Here is an 18,841-nt window from a genome sequence, read left to right on the forward strand (position 1 = left end):
AATCATACATGATTTGACCAACAACTGTAGCCGATAAACATACTTACTCACGCTTCAAAAGACTAAAACTTTTTTTAAGGATGATATGAAATTGTGACATTCTGTTTTGATAGCCGAGTGCATATTGAAGCGTATCATAACATTGGGCGATCTCGAGGTTATTTGGATTTAATACATGTTGGTATATCGTGTTGGAGATAATATCTACCATCCGTAGACCAGGATCATTTTTCGAGTCTTCAAACTCAAAATTCTTTAACAATTCATTTAAAAAAAAAGCCTCCCTACCATCCTCCATTGTAATCATGTAACGGTCAATAAACGGATGACCCGTCTTCCATACATTCGGGATCGGGATAGTCATTCCCATCTTGGACTTTCCGTCCAAAAATGCTTTGACATAGTTTAATACATATTTCTCCATTGCGGATAATTTATTCGGAAGTTTCCGATCAAATAAAAATATAAAGTCCTTAAAATACCGTCTATGCTTTCGCTCCATAAAATACACAATGCAAAACTTAATAACCCTCTCCATCTGCTGAGTAAGCAAGAGGGCCTGTAAAAACTCTTCATCACTAAGTCTACTTTGGTACATCGCTAATTTTGCAATACGATCATATTCTTCTAATACCTTCTGAACTTTCCCGCCGGCATTAATGTACCAATCTTTATTTTTTTGAAACGTATCAGCTTGATTGGTTCTGAACAGGTTCAAATCCTCATGCGTTACCACTGAGGGCAGTACAATTGTCATCGTTACTTTTAAATGATCGCTGTTCTTTTTCAAAAATTCACATACATGAAGACGCTGCTCATATGTTAAGTCTGAGCCTTTAATTTCAGCACCGCCATTATAACGTTTCTCCATCGTATTCATGAAACGCTTTATGCCTTCATACATGTCTTCAGTGCATATCAAGCTTGCCACCATGCTTGGTCTCGTTGAGTTCTTGAGCGAAAAGTCACCTGATTCATCAGTGAAAATCTTCATATGTCATCTCTCTATTCTGTTTTAGATGCCTGAAAATCCAATTCAATCATTCTTGAATTTCTTCAATTAACGTTACTCGTTAGCTCAACGAGCTTCACTCTTTAGACCCAATAAATATCATTCAATATTTGTTGGCTCGCTTCGTCAAAACCAGCGTATGCACCTTCATTACTCGATAGTCGACCAAAATCAGCTATTCGTACTGGTGAAATGGTTGGGCTATTTCCATCACTTGAACAAGGAAAGGTAAGAATTCTAAAGCTGTTATAATCAAAACAATACACAGCGATAAGCCAATGGGATGCAAAGGAATAATCACTTATTTGGTTTTCTTCATCCCAATATTCACTGATTAAGGACTTGTAGTCATGATCTCCAATTGGCAAAAGACTATATTTTAATACGTTCCAACTTGAATTTTTATGTTTCTTTCGACTTAACCGAATGGAGTTTAGTAAAACATTATGTTGCTGTTTCCAGGGTAACCCCAATTTTTTTCTCAACCTTTTCTTCATCGTTTCCCTCATTTTCGTAACTATTGCTTACCATTTTATTGAGCAAAAATGCCCGTTAGCTCAACGAGGCTGTCGATTTATGCCGGCAGTCTCGTCCTGGTGATTATGAAGCTATAGTTCCAGTAAGCTTAATATCTTGGCGCATAAATGTGATCAGTATCGGTATCAATTACGATTTCAGATCTGACACTCTCCAAATATAATGAAGGCACCCGCTCAAATTGAAAAAGCCTGCAAAAAACATCTGTAAACTCACTCATGCTCGTACATTGGTTTTTGGCTATTCTGTACATATCACTTAATTCTGTTATTGAACATGTCTTGCCGATAAGAAATGAATTCTCGAAAAAACCATCAATTTCGACTATCATATAATCACCGCCGGTTGCTAACCAGCCTCTGAGCTTAAAGTTATGGACTACTTCACTTTTGTTTAACTAACGTTCCCAGTTAGCTTAACGAACCATTAATTCAGTTAACTTTTTTTTATGCGATAAACTGTGATAAAAGCCTTCTCGTTAAAACCAAATTCCCTGCTTTCAATTAGATAACTTTCATCAAAAATGTCAATCATATCACCTGTTATCAAGGTAGGCAATGAAACTTTTGTTTCCTGTTCAAATAAACAATCATCTCCAACAAAGAAACGAGTAATAAAATAATCTATTGGCGAAAACTCAGGTTCATACTTTTCAAAGATCAATACTTATCACCTCGTTAAATTATTCTTTAGTAAAAGCAATAGTTATCCGTTAGCGTAACATGTCATCAGTAGTAAAAAAACTAATAGGATAGTGCTGATCTTCTTCTGCATCTACATCAGGGTACCGATTAAAAATCGATTGAAAGTCGTCATGTTTAATTAAATGGTCAATAAGTTGTTCAATTCTTTCCCTGCTAATAGCGTCTATTAACACCATGTCGCTGGACCAAAAATACGACCCGTTCATGCATTCACCAGTCTGTATATTCTTTTGTCTTAGTGTGTCGATATTTGAGTAAGTAAAAAAGCTTGCAATCCACTTGGAGCGATCCGGAAAGACAACAATAACATCAGAATTACAATCGTTACAATTCCATGAGCCTTCGGCCCATACTTCAGCTTCTATCCATACATTCCGCTCCATATAGCTCATGCCCGACTCCTCTAATTAGCTTGTATTTCAGCTATCGTTATCCGTTAGCTATCTTATAGATCAAACTCATAAATCGGGTCTATACACTTTAAGATAGAAACAATGGCATTATTATAGCCTGACATTTTTTCAATTTCTCTTTCATCTGTAAACTCTTTGTTTTCAAACTGTACTCCAAGTTTTTTTATTATTCTTAGGTACTTGCTTACAAATTCATCTTCCTTCATTTCTTTAATATCCGTCAACATTTCATTGTAAGCCAGCAATTCACCTTTATAATCTTCTTCAAAATCTGTTCTACTAAATATAGTATTTGTATTTGTGAAATGTATTTTCCGTTGAATAACATCTTCCAATGTAAATTGGTTTAGATTCTTATTACTAATTGTTATTTCCCCCTGTTTATTCAAGTATTCTGCCAGTTAGCTTAATAAAGAAATGGAGCAGCTACCGCCGCAAACTACTCCTTATTTGTTGAAGTTTCGTGTTCCTAGGGAGTTTAATATCTCACTTAATGAGATTTAAGGTTTTTTGATTGTATGTAATGTAATAAACACGTTCGATCTCAGATTCATAATATCCAAAATTAAATTGTGATGTATCTACGAGATCATAAAAGGTATTTGGAAGCTCACAATCCCATTTGAGAAAATCAAAGTTTGCTGGAAAATTGTCCGAATTAGAGTTTGGTGTGTGTACGTAGACTGCATCAGATCCCGTATCCTCATCATGAATACATACCCATGCTTGATATGGTTTATTTAGCTGTTCAAGCTGCTTGGAAATTCTTGTATAAAGTGAGATATGCGCTTTAATGTGTGTCCTTCTTACTTTCAAACTGTCATTTCCTAAACCAAAGAAGTCGAGATGTCTATGCCAATAATCATACCAAGAATCATCATCAACATGTGCCTGAAAAGTTTCAACCGATGACCATAGTTTTCTGAAATATCTTTTTTTACCGCGAAACTTCTTCAAAAGATGCACCTCCATTTTGTTAACATATATCACAAGCATCGCTTACTCATTTACTAAATTAATCTCTGCTTTTAAAGTAATTCACCTAATATTGCAATAAACCTGCCGCAGTTAGATTTATGGTCAATATAACGTAGCTAAGATAGACGACCTGATTATTGAGCGATCGAGAGGCCTGACTTGTATTTGACTTCCGTTAATCTTTCGAGCGCTATGATTCCCTTACTTCCGTATGAATTAGAATTTTCCGTCAAATGATATTTCGTCTCTGATGAAGAAAAATTCAACTTCTACAAATCGCTGCGACCAAATGTGGAAGCGGAAGGAGATTTTTTGAAATAAAACTAGCTGGAAATCGGGCTCACGCGTACCCGCAGTCGTTTGAAAGCCCAGAGGGACCCATATAACGTGAGGATTCGAAGTTTTTCTTCTCAAACAAATTATAGTCATTAAGCTAACTGGCAGGTTAACGCGGAAGGACGAAGCTCACCTTTGAGTGAGTTTATATGGTAATATAAGCAAATGATAACAATTCATTCAATCTTGAGGAGGTTGATTGTCTTTGAGTGGTATAGCATTCGTATTGTTCATTGTTTATGGACTTCTAATTTTACTTGGTTTGTATAGTCTATATTTATTTATTAAATTAGCGACACGGGGAATTGAAGCATTGGATATACATCTTTATGAAAAGCGTAACAAGCGTTAATAGTTGAAGCCCTGAACAATAGGTTAAGAAGCGCTTGTTAAGAAAGGGCTGAACGTCATAGCTCATTACGCTAACTGGGAACGATAGTTCTATATTGAAAAGGCTGCCGCTTGGCAGCCATTTGTTCAACTAACTGTTAATCGAATAGTTAATCACGGATTTAGCAACTCAGGAGGTAAAACATATGTAGCTAAATGGGTGTGGTTAATTAACTCTACTGAAGGTCCATACGAAATTCGATACGTTAATCGGTCTTTTCCTACTGGAACATGGTGTCCTGCAGTCGGCTCAATTTCAAATGAAATTTCTAATTTAAAGCCACGGAATCCTGTTACTCTTTTGGTTTCGATTACTACAATTTTCCACGGTGTAATTTCAGGCGAAAAAGTTTTTAAAATATTTGGACGGTAATAGTTATCAAGAACTTCACTAATATAAGGAGTTAGCAAGTTCATGAGCATATCCTGTAGCCTAAGTTCTTCTGAGTCCTCAACGGGTTGATTTGCCGAAGCTATATTGATTTGAATAGAAGCAACAAGAACAAGTGATAAAAAAAAAGAAAAGACTATTTTTTTCATTTTACTTACAGACTCCTTTTATGATTATTATTTACCAACCCCTTTAATTTATGTGGCTTATTAAGCTAATACGGAAGCAGCCGATCATAATGATCGGCTGCTTCATTACGCTAACTGGCAGGATAGCGGAATCAATTCACGAATACCTTCGGTATGGCGAATTACGAAGTTCACAAAAAAGACGTTATCTGACATACTCGAAGGTCGAATTTGGAGGTGAACTTTTATGGTGGTAGAAGAATTTGAATTAGTTCATCATAAGGAAGGAACATATTTCCTTAGAGTAAATAAAAATATAATTGCAGATTACTTCTATAACTTAGAAGCTGAGTTTGGAAGTTTAATACAAATTGACGTTTGTAGTCATTGTTATTATCCTGGGTGTTCAGACTTTGGGTTTATAGAAGTTATTGATTTTAATAAATATATTATATGGAAAGAGCCTTTGAGTTCAAAGTATGTTTCAAGTAATCGGGAATTCCAATCCAATTTGAGGTTTAATCAAGGAACAATATTTTGGACTAGAGCTAAATATATTGAATTTATTACTCTAATGAAACAAATGAATAGAAATACTAATGATTGTTTTGGGGCTAAACCTACAGTTATTGATTTATATGAGTTATGGAGACTAGAAGGCTCCAAGATTTATAGCTCAGAAGGAGCTCCTACATATACACTCGATTATATCTATGAGAATAGAATTGGAATGTACAATGAAGTTTTGTCTGAGAATCAGTGCGAGCTAATTCTTAAGCAAGCAATGAAGGCAATAAATTCAGAAAACTTTGAAATATTTGAGATTAATTTTTTGATGAAACCAATAGTAATGATATTTGATATTCCTATATATAAAGAATGGAAATGCCTATACATGATGAATGATGAGGTTTTTTATTCTATTGGGGAAGGTCTAGTTGTAAGGATTTCATAGAAGTCGAATACGTCAGATAACACCGTATTCACGCTTCGGGCCATTCGGCCCTCGGTCTGCCTGAGAGATTTAGGATTAAGCTAACTGGGAACGATAGCTTAACAATTACCAGGACGAAGCTGCCGGAATGAAACGGCAGCCTCGTTGAGCTAACTAGCAGTATAATGGAACAACCGTATCTTTCTACAACTAAAAAACAGAGGGGTAGATTATGATTTCGTATGAAATAAAGAAGTTAAAACTCGATGACTGTGATAAGTGCAGTAATATTTGGGATATGGAAAATAATCCGAAAATGGCAAAGATGTTTTATGACGAATTAGCAAGCGGAAACAGGATTACCTTTATTTAGAGAATAACGAATTTATAGGAGAAGGTTCTTTAGTTTTTAAAAGCAATGACCCAGATTATACAATTCTAGATAAACGGATTTATCTGTCTCGAATGATTGTCAAAGAAGAGCATCGCAATCTTGGAATAGGTGGCATTATTATTGATTATTTGATTGATTATGCTAAACAACTTGGATATCAGGAAATAGCACTTGGCGTAGATACAGATAACTTAAACGCAAAACATCTATATGAAAAGAAGGGTTTTATAAACGTATTATTTATTGGTGAAGATGAGTATGGTGAATATGTAAAACTCCTTATGAAAATTTAGATATTTCTCCATTAAGCAAACTGGGAACGATAGTTCAAGCAGAACAGGGAGCAGACCGCCGCGGCGCTGCTCCCTGTTCCATTGAAGTAACTGGCAGGATAGTTTAATTCACTTCGCGAATACCTTAAATAATGGATGTTAACAAAGTTTACAAATAAGACGCTAACTAAAGGAATGCAATTATTTTTATGGATTATGGAGGTAGAGTCATGGTGTTTATAAATAGGAAAGTTGTTTCTATCGGGTTAAGTTTATTAGGACTAATATTAGTTATCTTTTCGTTTATTAATGTTGCGAATATTATTTTTTCATACTTTTTCGAGGAAGAGTCAAAATTCATGATTTTAGATCAATATATTGGTCCATTCGCTTATATGCTAACAGGAGTTTATTTATTATTTTCTCGAAAGAAACTATTAACTTTTTTTATTAAACAGAATGAAAAAGTATTCTGGAATATCACATATTTGATTATTGTGTTCATTGGTTTTATTTTTTTAATAATCGGAATTTGTGATTTGATTAGTACAGGATTCATCTTCCTATTTGGAGATCTTGGAGACGATATAATAGATAATTACATCCATAACTATGTTTATACTAACATTGAAATAAGAACCCCGCTAATCTACATAACCACTGGAGTAGTATTAATAATGGCAACTCCATTATTAACACAATATATAACGCGTAAAGCGAATATATAGGTACACACGCATCGTTTGAATCGTCCTTTGGTATGCCTGAGAGTTTCGAGGGAGCGGATTCGGACGGACACACCTGCGAAACTTAGTTCGTCGGAGGGTAGCAATCATTAAGCTCCCTTGGTACGATAGCTCAAAAACAGCGTCAGTCTACGACTTTACTTTACGTCTAAAATCTTTCAAAATGAGTATACAAAAAAGCTGCATCCCTATAATGGGATACAGCTCGTAATTAGTTCTAATTTAACAAATGAAATGCTTGCTTACCTGTTAAGCAGACGGTCTACGAAGCCCTTACCTTCTGAGGAATTGCTCCGTTTCGCAGCATGCTCCCTTGCTTCTTCATCCGTAACCAGCTTGCCCGTATTAGCGTAATGCTTAATCCACGCTGGAACTTCTCCGCGTGCATAAGCTTTAATTAATTCTTCCTCAGCGGGCATAATGCAAGATTCGTCGTATGTCTTCGTTCCCTGACCCATACCAATTGGCATCATGGTATAGAGTTTTGGTTTTGTTGGGACACCAACATCAGTTGTTTGACGATCCCATGGAACACCGGCCATGTACTCTGCTCCTTTCAGATCCTGAAGCAACTCCTGCGCTTTCTTTAACGGAACATTTGCTTCCATGACCTTAAGAGTGAGCTTGGCGCGTAATTCGCGGGCTTCCTCCTCAATTTTATCAAGTTCGACCTTAATACCTTCCAACGCTCTTATGCGCGCTGCTTGAATATCCGGCAGGAACTTTTTGACCGCTCCCTCCTTACCGGCTTCCAATACTTGCAGTCGATCTGAATCGACCTGAATTTCTAGTTCCAAGGCTTCTGCGCGCTGCTTGACCTTGTTCAATTCAGTTGTCGAATGAGTCTTCTCTCCGCTGGAATCTTCCAGAAGCATTTCGCGGTAAAGCGCCTCTGCGGTAGCCTTTTCGTTAGCTTTTTTCTTAATTCCTGTATTAAGGTCGCTAATGCGCACCTCGAGCTTTTCTTTTGCCTGATTCATTGCTTCAATTTGCTTTTTCATTTACTTTCACCATTCCTTTTGTATGAATGACTTACTTTTGGGTTTTAAGTGGCTCGCTGTATCGAATTACATATAGACCGTCTTGTTCTACTGCGGAAGCTACCTTGCGCCTTGGATAGTCCAGTTTGAAACAATCCACGATTTCATGCATCGGACGTTCTGACATAACGCTGTAGGTGTTAACTGGTTCAGCTTCGAACAAATGAAACACCCTTTCTCATTCGCCTGACTCCAATGTTACTTGCGGCTATTCATTATCGACTGGATTTCCGCAACGATAATATCAACGTCTTCATCACCAGTGCTTGAATTGTCCGGAATAAGGCCTTCGCGTTTCATTCTCGCAGCGACATATGGATCTCGCTGGGCCGCGTATTCATTGGCATAAGCGACAATAGCTTCAACAGATTTTTGTTCGATTTCTTCAGTTGAAAGGTGAAGCCCCGCCTTAACGATTTCAATTGCAGCTTCGCCAACCGTTTTTCCGTTTCGGATGGCGCTATCAATGACATGGCTGTTATGTGGCGTTCTGATTGTTTCAAAATCAGACTGATTTTTCGAGTTTGTAACTACCTGGTTATATTTCTTTGTCATGTGTATTACCTGCCTTTTCATAATTTGAGGTTTGAGACTAACCGTTCCTTGGGCGGCTCTCTTATTGAAAAAACTTGCACTACATCACCACCTTAATAGAAAATGCCTATAACTAGCTGACGGTTAATAGCTTGCCAAGCAGCAGCTTACGCCGCTCGCGCTTTAAGCAATCTAGTTGGTCAATCAAATTGCTTAGGTATTTGATACCCTTGGAGCCCGTACGCCGCTCATGCTCTATCCTCCGAAGCGTGGAGGCTTGCTGCTGGTGTTACGCTCCAACTCCGCTGTGTCGCTGTGCGGGCGTTCTAGAGCGGCGGTGCTATTACTTGCCTGCATCGTTTGTCTCGCTCTCTGTAGCTTCGATATGGGCGCGGTAGTCGGTGTTGGCAAGCCCCAGCAGCTCCGCAAGTTCTCTGAGGTTTCCAGCACGTTCACGGAAACCATCTGCCTCTCTGCGATCCGTAGTCGTTTGTTTCTGGATAGCTTCCCGTTGAGCACGATCGGATTCGTCAAGAAGAGCCATGTTTGCATCCAGAAGGTCATCAAACGATAGTTCCCGCAAGTATGCAATTAGAGCCTGTTCGTGCTTGTCTAGCACAATAAGGGAATGAGCCAGATCAACATATGCTTTTGCTTCAGCAATCGCTTCCAGGGACATTGCTTTGCTACTGAACCATGCCGTATGACTCTCTGATGCGATAGCAATATCAATCTGGATATCGCTAATAAATTTCGAATAAGAATACTCACCTAGAGGGAATGCAAGGTTAACATCATTCAAGCTAACAACAACCGTATCGTTATCACTACCTTTGACATACTCGGTTTGTACAGCAGCAGAAGCAATTGAAACCATAGGATCGGCGTTTCCATGTTTCATTTCCAAACTGCACTTAACTCCATGCTTCTGCATTACCTCGAACAGGTGCATTGCTTCCCCTGCATCGCTCTTAATCATGTTGATAACTGTCATATTTGATCATCCTTTTCTCTATGGGTTATTGATTCATATTTCGCAAATCACAAAGCTGCCGCTATCTTCTCGAAAGCTTCGTTACGGGAATTTACATAGGCAGCTCGAGTAATGCCCAGCTGTTCAAACACAACATAATCTTTTAAGTACGGACTTTCTGGCGTGATATAGCGCCGCTGGATGATTTCTTTCTCCATTTCCGGCATGTCTTTCACTGCTTTGTCTATCGCGTCTATCAAGGCTGCCCGCTGGTCAAAATTAGTTTCGTCGCCGCCTTCTATAAGGTGGTTAAACAACCTATAGCGGTCAAATAGAATCGTCATAGCAACTTTTTGTGCCATTTACATGCATCCTCCTTCCTGCAAAGTTAAGGCTCTCGAATCCGCTGCATCATAGATTCCCAAAAATTAAAATCCAAAATCTCCATTTCCGGTTCGGGCTCGCGAGGCTGCAGCTTCTCCTTGATGCGCTTATGTTGATCATTAGCACGTTGCATGAAGGCGTCCAGCCGCTCAGGATTAACTTTATTCCACTCCCGATAGATCAGCGTAAGAAGGGCTTCAAGCGCCTGTGGGCGTGTGCGGTCCGTTTCAATCAATAACTGATTTCCTTTAAAGCTAACGAGATAGGTTTTTCCTTCTTTCTTCGCCAAAAGTCTCACCTTCTTTGTACTATTTTCGGACCGTTTTTGTAGATCCCCATTGATTCGTTCAGAACCTTTGCAATGACGTAATAAATGAAGTGCACGCCACACCAAAACGCTACGCTGGTATGGCTATATATAAAGGACGTGTATTTATACACTACAAAACGGCTTTTTAGAAATTGAGGCTAAAACTGACCTCAATCCCTTGATACGACTGACTTTTCTACAATTTTCCCCGTAGTGTAAAAATACACGTCTAAAATCTAAAACGGTGTCCAAAAACGTCCTTACGTAATGTATAAATACATGTTGTTGTGGTGTATAAATACACTAGCCAAATTAATTTGGAGGAGCCCGTTTCTTCCTCAATTTAACGTCCTGCTTGCCCGATGCGAAGAGTTTCCATTGATCATTGAAACCATAGATATTGGGCCTGCGTGTAGTCCAGTTCTGTTCAATCAGTTTAATAAAGCCATATTCAATTAACTGGTCTACGGATTTCGTGAATGTTCGTGCGTTCATAATCTCGGCAGCTTCCTTGTATGTAAAACTTATATCATTCTCGTTACTGCCGGTGTACTTGTTCTTCATCTCAATGTAGAGCACTTTTGAATGAACGGTTAGCGTCTTCCAAGCTCCAGTACTCATCATGCTGCGAGTTATGCGAATATGATGTTTGTCCGCTGATCTAACATCAGTTTCAAATTGCTTGAAACCGAAATCCTTTCTTTTCTTTGCCATATCACCTCACCAACCCTGGATGCCGCGTTTTCTTCACAGCCCCACTCCCTTTCCATTGAGCTATTTTTCCTAACAGTTCAGAAAAATGAAACTCATTCACTAATATAAAAATCTAGTCTCAAAGCACTTTCAAATCTAAAATACAATTCAATCTTGTCATCAGGGGAATCTACAGGGAAAGAAGCAGAAACTCTAACTGATTCGCCTATTGAACAGAAATATTTGGTAATAGTTGAAGCAAAATTTTTAATAGCATCTCGAAATGATTCTTTAATAATTCCAGTCTCATTCGAGTAATCTGCCTTCGCTTTCAACCTACAAAGCATCTTTTGGAAAAACTGATTCAATCGCCAAATCAACCTAGAATCTTCACGGCAAAAATCTTCTTGAAGTATTTCCGTTAATTCATTGCTATTTTCCACTGATGCGCACAACCCTTCTAGTTAGGATCCAGAAGGCTGTTGCATTTTTGAGGAGGATGAATTAAAATAAATGCCAACAGGCCTTCTGGTTTACTCCTGAAATCACTTCTGCGTCCCGTCCAAGGAAAATGCAGTAGAGTGATTTTTTTTGTATTCTACCTGCTTACCCAACACCCAGCCCTCCAAAAATGCTTTAGGTCTGCTCATGTCGTAGCCAAGGTTTTCGAGCACATTAAGAGATATTCCGAGATCAATAGTGAACCGCATTCTTCGCTTAACGCCTCTTGTAATTCAATCACATCATGAAACGTTTGAATGATTGCATCCCGTTCTTCCCGCAGCTCTACCATCCGATGAAGCTTGTCCGCGCAATCCAGAACACCCATCTTCCGATCGTCACTGACTTCCCTAGCCAACCGAACACTCTCAACCGCGATCTCGACAAGCCGTGCTCCTTGCTCCGACTCCGATGCCAGCATAACCGCCCTACGACTAAATAGCCTTTCTGTCATTCGCGTCACCGTCCTCTGCCGCCATATTCGCCCTATACTCGGCGTTCGCAGCGCCTGTAAGTTCGGCCAGCTTGCGGACCATGTTCGCCCGGTCCTCAAACCCCTGAGAGCTTGTATGATTGCCCCTTTTATATTCCCTAAATGCGATTAGCTCTGATTCACGAGCTTGGTCAAGCATCCCGTCTCCAGCTTCCAAAACAATCTCCCAGCTTAACGAACGAATGTACGTGATTAACGCCTTTTCATGCTCGTCCAACTGAATTGGCTCAGGCAGTAGCGCGGGGCTGATGGTTTTTTTAGTCATAGTCTGTTGCTCCTTATCATTATGAATTTTACGTTCTATTCTCTGACGATGGATGCACGTTTTGAGTGCATGTCAAACATCCGCTGCCTAGAAGCTTCTTTTCGCTCGTCGCTCATTTTCGTGACGTTCTCAGTAGCAAATCTAACTTGACTACCCTTCAACCTCCACTTACCCGCGATAATCCGACCATCTTCGATTTCAGTCCAGTACGGAGTTGAAATCTTATTCAGCTTTGTGATGTGTTTAGGAACGCATGTGTAAACGTTCCAAGTATCATCGATATAATCGTAATTCGCAGTTGTTTCCTTCTCTTCATTGGGATGCGCCATTGCAATAACCTCTCTTCCGTATGTTGTGATTACCTTATAAGGAATTCGACCATTCCCCTAGTAAGGTGACTTACGATAGCGTTCTGCTGCTTCTTCCAAGGAAACCTCGTCGAACGTGCGGTGTAATGATCGCACTAGCCGTTGTATATCTTCTTTATCCATACCTACGCGCTGAGCCTTGTTATGGCATAACCGAATGCGCATTGATTTGACCACAGCTGCGGCGCAGCGCGCACTGCTGCCTGATAGCCTGCATGATAGGCCTTAGCGATCTGCTTCTCCACAGTATCTAACAGCTTTATTTCATCGGGTGTAACTCCGTTTGCAAAGAAAACTTCTTCGATCTGCAAGCGCCCTTTTACTGCATTGAACATCACATTATGCAAATTGCTCTCCTCCTTCATTGCTTTGCCCAAAGGCTTAACGCGATATAGTTTCCTTTAGCTGTCCGGACATTGAGTTGATTACCCACCTTTACGCCGTAGCACATGTGCATTTCTCCTCTTCAGTAATCTCTACTATTGCGGCCGCCGTTCAAATCCAACGGCTCAGGGTCCGCGTCGTATCTGACCTCATATTCCCTTGCCTTATTTACAAAGAACGAATCGTAGAGTCGTTATAATGGCGGGTCAATAAATCGTATGCGGACAATGTTTTCAACTACTCTATGATCTCTTACAAGCCCGCCACAGTGCGAAGCTCGTCGATTCCGACCATAATGTAGTTGCCGTTCTCTCGCTTCTAGTACTCGCCTGGGTGATCCGGAGCCGGCACGACTTCCACAAGGCAGAAATAAACCCCATCTGAAGTAATTGCGAAGTTCTCACTGCCTTTGATTAAGAATGATGCTTGCGGGAACGCCCCGCGGCTTTTATTGAATAATGGATTAATGGTGATCGGTTGCGCTGCCTTGCCTCCTAACGTTCGTAATCGTTCTCAAGCCTGGACTGCCAGTCCGACCTTGATCGGATGATTGATGGGCTATTTTGCTTGAAGCATGCCAGACTTCTCCAGATAGACTGCGTTGTTCTTCATCCAACAAATAATGTCCGACTTCAAAAATCGAATAACATATCCCTCTTGAAAATGTGGCATCCCTTGTCTAGCAAATAAACGTACGGTCGAAAGGCTCACTTGCATGAACGCGGCAACGTCCTCCGTGGTCATTAACTGCGTATCCAGGCTATTAGTCGAGGCCATCATGGATGTTACTTCCTCGCGGACAGCTTCCCGGATCGCGGTCAGGAAGTCTGGGGAGGGCTCTAGATTAATTTGCATTATTAACTACCTCGCTTTCAGATTGTATAAGTGCTTTAGCGGCTGAATAAAACTTGATTACGAGATTCCGTGAACAAAACTCAATTTGATGTAAGTCCAATCACCGAGAGCAGCTCTGGAAAGGTACGTGCATAGTAATGCGGCTGCGTCTCCCTTGCGTTTTTTGGGTTAATCAGGTTCTTGCCGTACCGCTGACCAGTGTCCGTTAGCGATTTGAACTTCTTAGATCCACTGGTACCAAGGCGTTCCATCTTCTCAAGCAAGTTGTGATGCATGAGGAGCTGATTGAATGCCATCGCGCTAATTCCGACCTCGTGCTTCTCAAGCAAAGCGCTTGCGGATTCAGTGATCTCTTCGTCAACGTATGCCGGCAAGGGAATTACAAGTCCGTGCTGTTCGTTAAAGTCACCTAGTAATTTCAATCGGCCGCTGTCAGGAAGGCGGAGCATATCGGCTACCACGCCAAGCATGTGCGTTTCCTTTTGGAAGTGAAGCAATTCCGAATTGCTGTTTGCCTTCGGCTGCTCTGCCTTAGGACGCTCGGATTCCACATCCAGCAGACGATCCCTTAAAGCTCTGGCAACTTCGCTATCCCTAAGCAACATCCCAATTCGCAAAATAGCGCGGCGTGGAACGACTGTGAAAGACGCTGTGTTTTTGCTTATTACACCTAAGTCCTTTAAAGACTTGAGTTCATCGCCAATCAAAACCCTGACACCATCACTTTCCAATTCAATACGATTTTCCTTAATACATGAATTAATTGCTTCTTTACCAACCTCGAAGTACTCAGCAGTTAGTTCCATGCTTGCATTCACGTCATCCGGCAACAGCTCCAACTTCTTAACCTTATCCAAAATCTCGGTACGATCCACATGCGCCTCGCGTAGTGTCTTGCTTTCAACTAAACTATCGCTTTTCATATAGTTGCTCCCTTTTCATTGTTGTAGTCGGCTGAGGCAGCCTGCGTCTTGTTTATTGTGCGTGGTGCGGGGAATGCTTGTAAGGCAATTTACTTTGAGGCGGGTTTTGGCTTGACGATTTCAAAAACCTCATCAAATGGAACCCCTAATGCATCAACTATTTTTTTAGCAACTCGTGGTCCCGCAAATCGATCGCCATTACTGATTTGAATCATAGTCGCTTCCCCGATTTGTGCGGCTTGAGCAAAAGAGCGTTTGGAGTGGCCTTTCTTAAATACCATCGAGTTAAACGAATCGAAATCTTTTAACTTTACTTTCAACCTCATCACCTCAAGTCTCATTTGAGATTTTAGTTTCTGAAGAGATCGTAACATCGCTTGAATCATTTGTAAAGAAAAAAGTTTCTTTTGAGACCGAAATGAGCTAAAATATATGCAAAAGGGAGTGTGGAGAAAGTGGAATTAGTTAATTTTGGTGAGTATCTCAGGGGCTTGCGAAAAAACAAAGGACTAACATTAAAAGCTTTAGCAGATGAGTCAAAGGTGTCTCAGTCGTATATAACAAATGTAGAGAATGGAAAACGTGGGGTTCCTTCTCCTGATATCTTAAAGCGATTATATATTCACCTTGACGTTGACTATTTAGACCTAATGAAAGCTGCAGGGCATATAAGTAATGATGGTGATTTAGCAATACTAATGTTAACTCCTGAGCGCATTTATAGATTGATCGATGAAATTGAAGCAGCTATAACGATTGAGAACGGAAAGTTTATTGAAAAATGCGTGGAAGAAATAAAAATTATTATGTTTAATTCTAGGTGGTACTTTTATAATGCCGCTCGAAAATTGTGTCTATCTGCGGGAGATGAAGAAGAATCAAAAAAAAGATTGAAGCGTTTATTCGCACTTCCCCAACATCCGAATAAGGATTTCGATAAGGATATTTTCTTTAAAGAAGTGGTTAAGGTGACACCAGAATTTTTATTTGATGCCTTGCAAGAGCAGGATCTATACGATCTAGACGAACCTGATGATTCTTATTCAGAGTTTTTAGACATCCTTGTTAAACTTGCAGGAGTTGCACTAGGCTGTGAAGCTGGTCATAATAACGAGCTCTTTATTAATTTTTTGCGTGACCAGCGAGTTACTATTGATTTAGAGGAATTTCTGGATAATAAGTTTGTACGTTATCACGGAAAAAATATTACAGATAATGACCGTCAGAGAATCCTAGACATGCTCAAAGTGCTTTTTCCAGATCGTCAGTAATCAACACCTAAACCAAACATTCCGATTCAGAAGGTTAGAATGCCTGTCTTTCCAAAATTGGCAAGCAAAAACTCTAACATAGCGAACCACCATGATAGAATAGCGCACCAGATCGGTGCTGCCTGTGTTCCTTTCATCTTTTTCGTTAACGCCAGATTGGCGAAAAGTCAGCAACTCAAACAAAAAATATCCGGAATGGGATTCTAAATCTGACAACGGATTAGCGGTCAGTTCGGAATACTAGGAAAATATGTATCGAAACAACTAATTAGCGGTCAGATTCCCCTAATCTGACCGCTACGTCGCGTACCAAGAAAGATATTAAATCTTTAAAGATAAAAGATTCTAAAGATATAGCTAAAAGCTATGTTTACTCAAATTCTTAGATTTCCAATAAGCGAAAATACAATCTATTAATTTACTTTTATTTAATTTACTTTCCTTTACTTTGTGTACTTATTGCAGACATTTCGGGGGTTTCTGCATGCAATAACTCGGTATATGTATGCATTAACTCATTTAGCATCTTTTTAGCGTCCTAAAAGCTTGCATGAGCATTGCAGATGGACTGCACGAAATAGAGTTAACTTGGAACAGTATTAAGCAGCCGAATCACTAACAACAGCAAGGGATTAGATACGCTTGCATTCGGAACTTGGAACAGTCACGGAACAAACGCGGAACAATAATAAGAATGTAAAGAAAGATAAGAACTTAAAGTTCTTATATATTGTCCATTTAGATACTAACCATGGCATAAATGAACCTTTGAGGCTTCATCCATCGTCTAGGCTCAGTATCATGCAGTACAAGCCACGTTTAACGCTTTGTATAGGTTTACTAACACAAATACTACCTATCAGTTAGAACGTCTAAAAAGCACCTTTACGGCTCTGTACGCACGCATCACAGGATAAGATTATACCTTAGCTTGATTTTCTAATTAAAGGAGCGTGTAGGAGTGTGGCATCTTTCAAGAAATACAAAACAAAAACCAAAGGCGAGCTCTGGTTATTTAAAATTGATGTCGGCAAAGATCCATTAACCGGCGAACGGAAGACTACCACAAAGCGCGGCTTTGCAACCAAACCCGAGGCAAGGCTTGCTGCTGCAGATATTGAGCGTGAAGTTGCCAATGGGCTATATACCCCTGACAATAACATTACCTTTTCTGAATTCGCTCAAGAATGGCTTGAAGATTACGGAAAGTCTGTGAAAGTGTCAACACTGGATTTAAGGTCCCGTATGGTCGATGTGCTGGACAAGAAATTAGGAGCACTCAAAGTAAAGGATATCAATCGGAAGCTGTATCAAAGCATCCTCGACGATCTAGGAGCAACTTATGCAGATAACTCCCTCTCGATCATTCATTCCACTGGAAAGCTAATCTTTAAGAAGGCTATCCAAGATGAGATAATCAAACGTGATCCGACTGAGCACACCAAAGTAACAAGGAAAAAGAAGACGGTCGAGGAGCTCGAAGACGAGGAATTACCAAAATTCATGGAGAAGGAAGAACTGGCGAGCTTTCTGTTCGCCGTCAAAGAATCAATGAAGCACCAAGATTATACTTTATTCTTGATGCTGGCATATACCGGCATGCGAATCGGCGAGCTGCTCGCCTTGAAGTGGAAAGATGTTTCGTTTGAAGAACATACCGTTAATATTACGAAAACATGCTACCTACCTAAACACAATACATTGAACTTTATTCTGCTGCCACCTAAAACAAAATCATCTAAACGAGAAATTGTTGTTGATCTCTTAATCATCAGTGAATTAAAAAAGCATAAGTTTCATCAGAACACTATTAAGAATCATCCTGCTAGTCCCTTCAAGGATCACGACTTTATATTTACATCAGAAAGAGTCTTAGGTTATCCTTACAACAAATCGACGATCGAATACAAAATGAAGAAGGCGCTGCTCATCAGCGGGAACAATCAGGATCTATCCCCCCACAGCCTCCGGCACTCTCACTGTTCATTGCTAGCTGAAGCTGGCGTAGGACTGACTGAGATCATGGAGCGGTTAGGTCACGAGGACGACCAGGTAACTAAACGGGTTTACCTGCACGTTACAAAAACTAAACGCCTCGATGCATCAAACAAATTCTCTGCACTCATGGAAGATGCGGTCAAAATGCGGTCAAAATCGAATATAACAAACAAAATGTCCTGATAAACCTAGAGGTTTTAACTCTTTAGGCTTATGCAGGACATTCGTCTAGGGTGACTGTTTATTTTCTCGAAATATAAGATTATATAAGTTTTATACTTATTGGCATCCATATTGTTCGCAGCGAAATGTTGCTAGGCCGCCCCAGGTCGGAAATATCCGATTCGCAATGAAATATATGGATACATAAGTCTCCTACTTATAATGATTCTTATATTTCTCAGCAAAACGCTGCCTGCACCGAAATGAAAGCACATCCGTTTACGCTTGAAATGCAAGAGCTTATAGGTTTCTCCCTATAGCGCTGCGCTTGTATTTCTTCGCGAAACGAAAGCTGCGCCTCCATTTGTCGTCACAGCCGTTTACGCTTGAAATGCAAGACCTTATAGGTTTCTCCCTATAGCGCTGCGCTTGTATTTCTTCGCGAAACGAAA

25 protein-coding genes are annotated in these 18,841 nt (G+C 40.0%); 4 read left to right on the top strand and 21 right to left on the bottom strand.

Features of this window, described 5'->3' with window-relative positions; genetic code table 11:
* Positions 1 to 43: 43 nt before the first annotated feature.
* From FHS16_RS08495 to FHS16_RS08525, 7 genes are all read right to left on the bottom strand, one after another.
* The gene (locus FHS16_RS08495) at positions 44 to 994 is read right to left on the bottom strand and encodes a DUF3800 domain-containing protein (RefSeq protein ID WP_183560895.1); all 951 of its coding nucleotides are present in this window, start codon (positions 992 to 994) and stop codon (positions 44 to 46) included.
* Between the two features lie 101 nt (positions 995 to 1,095).
* The gene (locus FHS16_RS08500; RefSeq protein ID WP_183560898.1) at positions 1,096 to 1,509 is read right to left on the bottom strand and encodes a hypothetical protein; all 414 of its coding nucleotides are present in this window, start codon (positions 1,507 to 1,509) and stop codon (positions 1,096 to 1,098) included.
* Between the two features lie 475 nt (positions 1,510 to 1,984).
* Entirely contained in the window at positions 1,985 to 2,212 is a 228-nt protein-coding gene (locus FHS16_RS08505; protein WP_183560900.1) for a hypothetical protein, read from the bottom strand.
* 49 nt (positions 2,213 to 2,261) lie between these two features.
* Positions 2,262 to 2,645, bottom strand: a complete 384-nt coding sequence (locus FHS16_RS08510; protein ID WP_183560902.1) for a hypothetical protein — start codon at positions 2,643 to 2,645, stop codon at positions 2,262 to 2,264.
* A 53-nt stretch (positions 2,646 to 2,698) separates the two neighbouring features.
* Positions 2,699 to 3,055: a hypothetical protein gene (locus FHS16_RS08515; protein WP_221226296.1), complete on the bottom strand. Its 357-nt coding sequence runs from the start codon at positions 3,053 to 3,055 to the stop codon at positions 2,699 to 2,701.
* Positions 3,056 to 3,152: 97 nt separating this feature from the next.
* On the bottom strand, positions 3,153 to 3,623 hold the full coding sequence (locus FHS16_RS08520) for a hypothetical protein (protein ID WP_183560904.1): 471 nt from the start codon (positions 3,621 to 3,623) through the stop codon (positions 3,153 to 3,155).
* Positions 3,624 to 4,484: 861 nt separating this feature from the next.
* Positions 4,485 to 4,910, bottom strand: a complete 426-nt coding sequence (locus FHS16_RS08525; RefSeq protein ID WP_183560906.1) for a DUF3888 domain-containing protein — start codon at positions 4,908 to 4,910, stop codon at positions 4,485 to 4,487.
* Positions 4,911 to 5,136: 226 nt separating this feature from the next.
* Here FHS16_RS08525 and FHS16_RS08530 point away from each other — a divergent pair, with 226 nt between their 5' ends.
* Both FHS16_RS08530 and FHS16_RS31660 read left to right on the top strand, forming a co-directional pair.
* Positions 5,137 to 5,844, top strand: coding sequence for a hypothetical protein (locus FHS16_RS08530; protein WP_183560909.1), 708 nt, complete (start codon positions 5,137 to 5,139; stop codon positions 5,842 to 5,844).
* A 366-nt stretch (positions 5,845 to 6,210) separates the two neighbouring features.
* Positions 6,211 to 6,510, top strand: coding sequence for a GNAT family N-acetyltransferase (locus FHS16_RS31660; protein WP_312890818.1), 300 nt, complete (start codon positions 6,211 to 6,213; stop codon positions 6,508 to 6,510).
* A 967-nt stretch (positions 6,511 to 7,477) separates the two neighbouring features.
* On the opposite strand, the gene FHS16_RS08540 is transcribed toward FHS16_RS31660, so the two are convergent.
* From FHS16_RS08540 to FHS16_RS08605, 14 genes are all read right to left on the bottom strand, one after another.
* Positions 7,478 to 8,236, bottom strand: coding sequence for a hypothetical protein (locus FHS16_RS08540; protein WP_183560911.1), 759 nt, complete (start codon positions 8,234 to 8,236; stop codon positions 7,478 to 7,480).
* 237 nt (positions 8,237 to 8,473) lie between these two features.
* Positions 8,474 to 8,830 carry a hypothetical protein gene (locus tag FHS16_RS08545; protein WP_183560913.1) on the bottom strand — a complete coding sequence of 119 codons (357 nt, stop codon included), beginning with the start codon at positions 8,828 to 8,830 and terminating at the stop codon, positions 8,474 to 8,476.
* A 322-nt stretch (positions 8,831 to 9,152) separates the two neighbouring features.
* Positions 9,153 to 9,803 (bottom strand): hypothetical protein, encoded by a 651-nt coding sequence (locus FHS16_RS08550; protein WP_183560915.1) that lies wholly within the window; start codon positions 9,801 to 9,803, stop codon positions 9,153 to 9,155.
* 47 nt (positions 9,804 to 9,850) lie between these two features.
* Positions 9,851 to 10,144, bottom strand: a complete 294-nt coding sequence (locus tag FHS16_RS08555) for an ArpU family phage packaging/lysis transcriptional regulator (protein WP_183560917.1) — start codon at positions 10,142 to 10,144, stop codon at positions 9,851 to 9,853.
* Between the two features lie 26 nt (positions 10,145 to 10,170).
* Positions 10,171 to 10,455: a hypothetical protein gene (locus FHS16_RS08560; RefSeq protein ID WP_183560919.1), complete on the bottom strand. Its 285-nt coding sequence runs from the start codon at positions 10,453 to 10,455 to the stop codon at positions 10,171 to 10,173.
* A 333-nt stretch (positions 10,456 to 10,788) separates the two neighbouring features.
* Positions 10,789 to 11,190, bottom strand: coding sequence for a hypothetical protein (locus FHS16_RS08565; RefSeq protein ID WP_183560922.1), 402 nt, complete (start codon positions 11,188 to 11,190; stop codon positions 10,789 to 10,791).
* Positions 11,191 to 11,282: 92 nt separating this feature from the next.
* Positions 11,283 to 11,612, bottom strand: a complete 330-nt coding sequence (locus FHS16_RS08570; RefSeq protein WP_183560924.1) for a hypothetical protein — start codon at positions 11,610 to 11,612, stop codon at positions 11,283 to 11,285.
* Positions 11,613 to 11,815: 203 nt separating this feature from the next.
* A complete protein-coding gene (locus FHS16_RS08575; protein ID WP_183560926.1) occupies positions 11,816 to 12,124 on the bottom strand; it encodes a hypothetical protein in 309 nt (102 codons plus the stop codon).
* Positions 12,105 to 12,428 carry a hypothetical protein gene (locus tag FHS16_RS08580; RefSeq protein ID WP_183560928.1) on the bottom strand — a complete coding sequence of 108 codons (324 nt, stop codon included), beginning with the start codon at positions 12,426 to 12,428 and terminating at the stop codon, positions 12,105 to 12,107. The genes FHS16_RS08575 and FHS16_RS08580 overlap by 20 nt, the downstream gene beginning before the upstream one ends.
* Positions 12,429 to 12,463: 35 nt before the next feature.
* A complete protein-coding gene (locus tag FHS16_RS08585) occupies positions 12,464 to 12,757 on the bottom strand; it encodes a hypothetical protein (protein WP_183560930.1) in 294 nt (97 codons plus the stop codon).
* 164 nt (positions 12,758 to 12,921) lie between these two features.
* Positions 12,922 to 13,143, bottom strand: coding sequence for a hypothetical protein (locus FHS16_RS08590; RefSeq protein ID WP_183561421.1), 222 nt, complete (start codon positions 13,141 to 13,143; stop codon positions 12,922 to 12,924).
* 595 nt (positions 13,144 to 13,738) lie between these two features.
* Positions 13,739 to 14,035 carry a helix-turn-helix domain-containing protein gene (locus FHS16_RS08595; protein ID WP_183560932.1) on the bottom strand — a complete coding sequence of 99 codons (297 nt, stop codon included), beginning with the start codon at positions 14,033 to 14,035 and terminating at the stop codon, positions 13,739 to 13,741.
* Between the two features lie 80 nt (positions 14,036 to 14,115).
* On the bottom strand, positions 14,116 to 14,958 hold the full coding sequence (locus tag FHS16_RS08600; protein ID WP_183560934.1) for a hypothetical protein: 843 nt from the start codon (positions 14,956 to 14,958) through the stop codon (positions 14,116 to 14,118).
* 89 nt (positions 14,959 to 15,047) lie between these two features.
* Entirely contained in the window at positions 15,048 to 15,278 is a 231-nt protein-coding gene (locus FHS16_RS08605) for a helix-turn-helix domain-containing protein (RefSeq protein WP_246431666.1), read from the bottom strand.
* 135 nt (positions 15,279 to 15,413) lie between these two features.
* Here FHS16_RS08605 and FHS16_RS08610 point away from each other — a divergent pair, with 135 nt between their 5' ends.
* Positions 15,414 to 16,229 carry a helix-turn-helix domain-containing protein gene (locus FHS16_RS08610; protein ID WP_183560936.1) on the top strand — a complete coding sequence of 272 codons (816 nt, stop codon included), beginning with the start codon at positions 15,414 to 15,416 and terminating at the stop codon, positions 16,227 to 16,229.
* Between the two features lie 963 nt (positions 16,230 to 17,192).
* Positions 17,193 to 18,410 (top strand): site-specific integrase, encoded by a 1,218-nt coding sequence (locus tag FHS16_RS32420; protein ID WP_183560938.1) that lies wholly within the window; start codon positions 17,193 to 17,195, stop codon positions 18,408 to 18,410.
* The last annotated feature ends 431 nt before the right edge of the window (positions 18,411 to 18,841 follow it).

Source organism: Paenibacillus endophyticus (assembly GCF_014192395.1).
In the GTDB taxonomy this organism is placed as follows: Bacteria; Bacillota; Bacilli; order Paenibacillales; family Paenibacillaceae; genus Pristimantibacillus; species Pristimantibacillus endophyticus.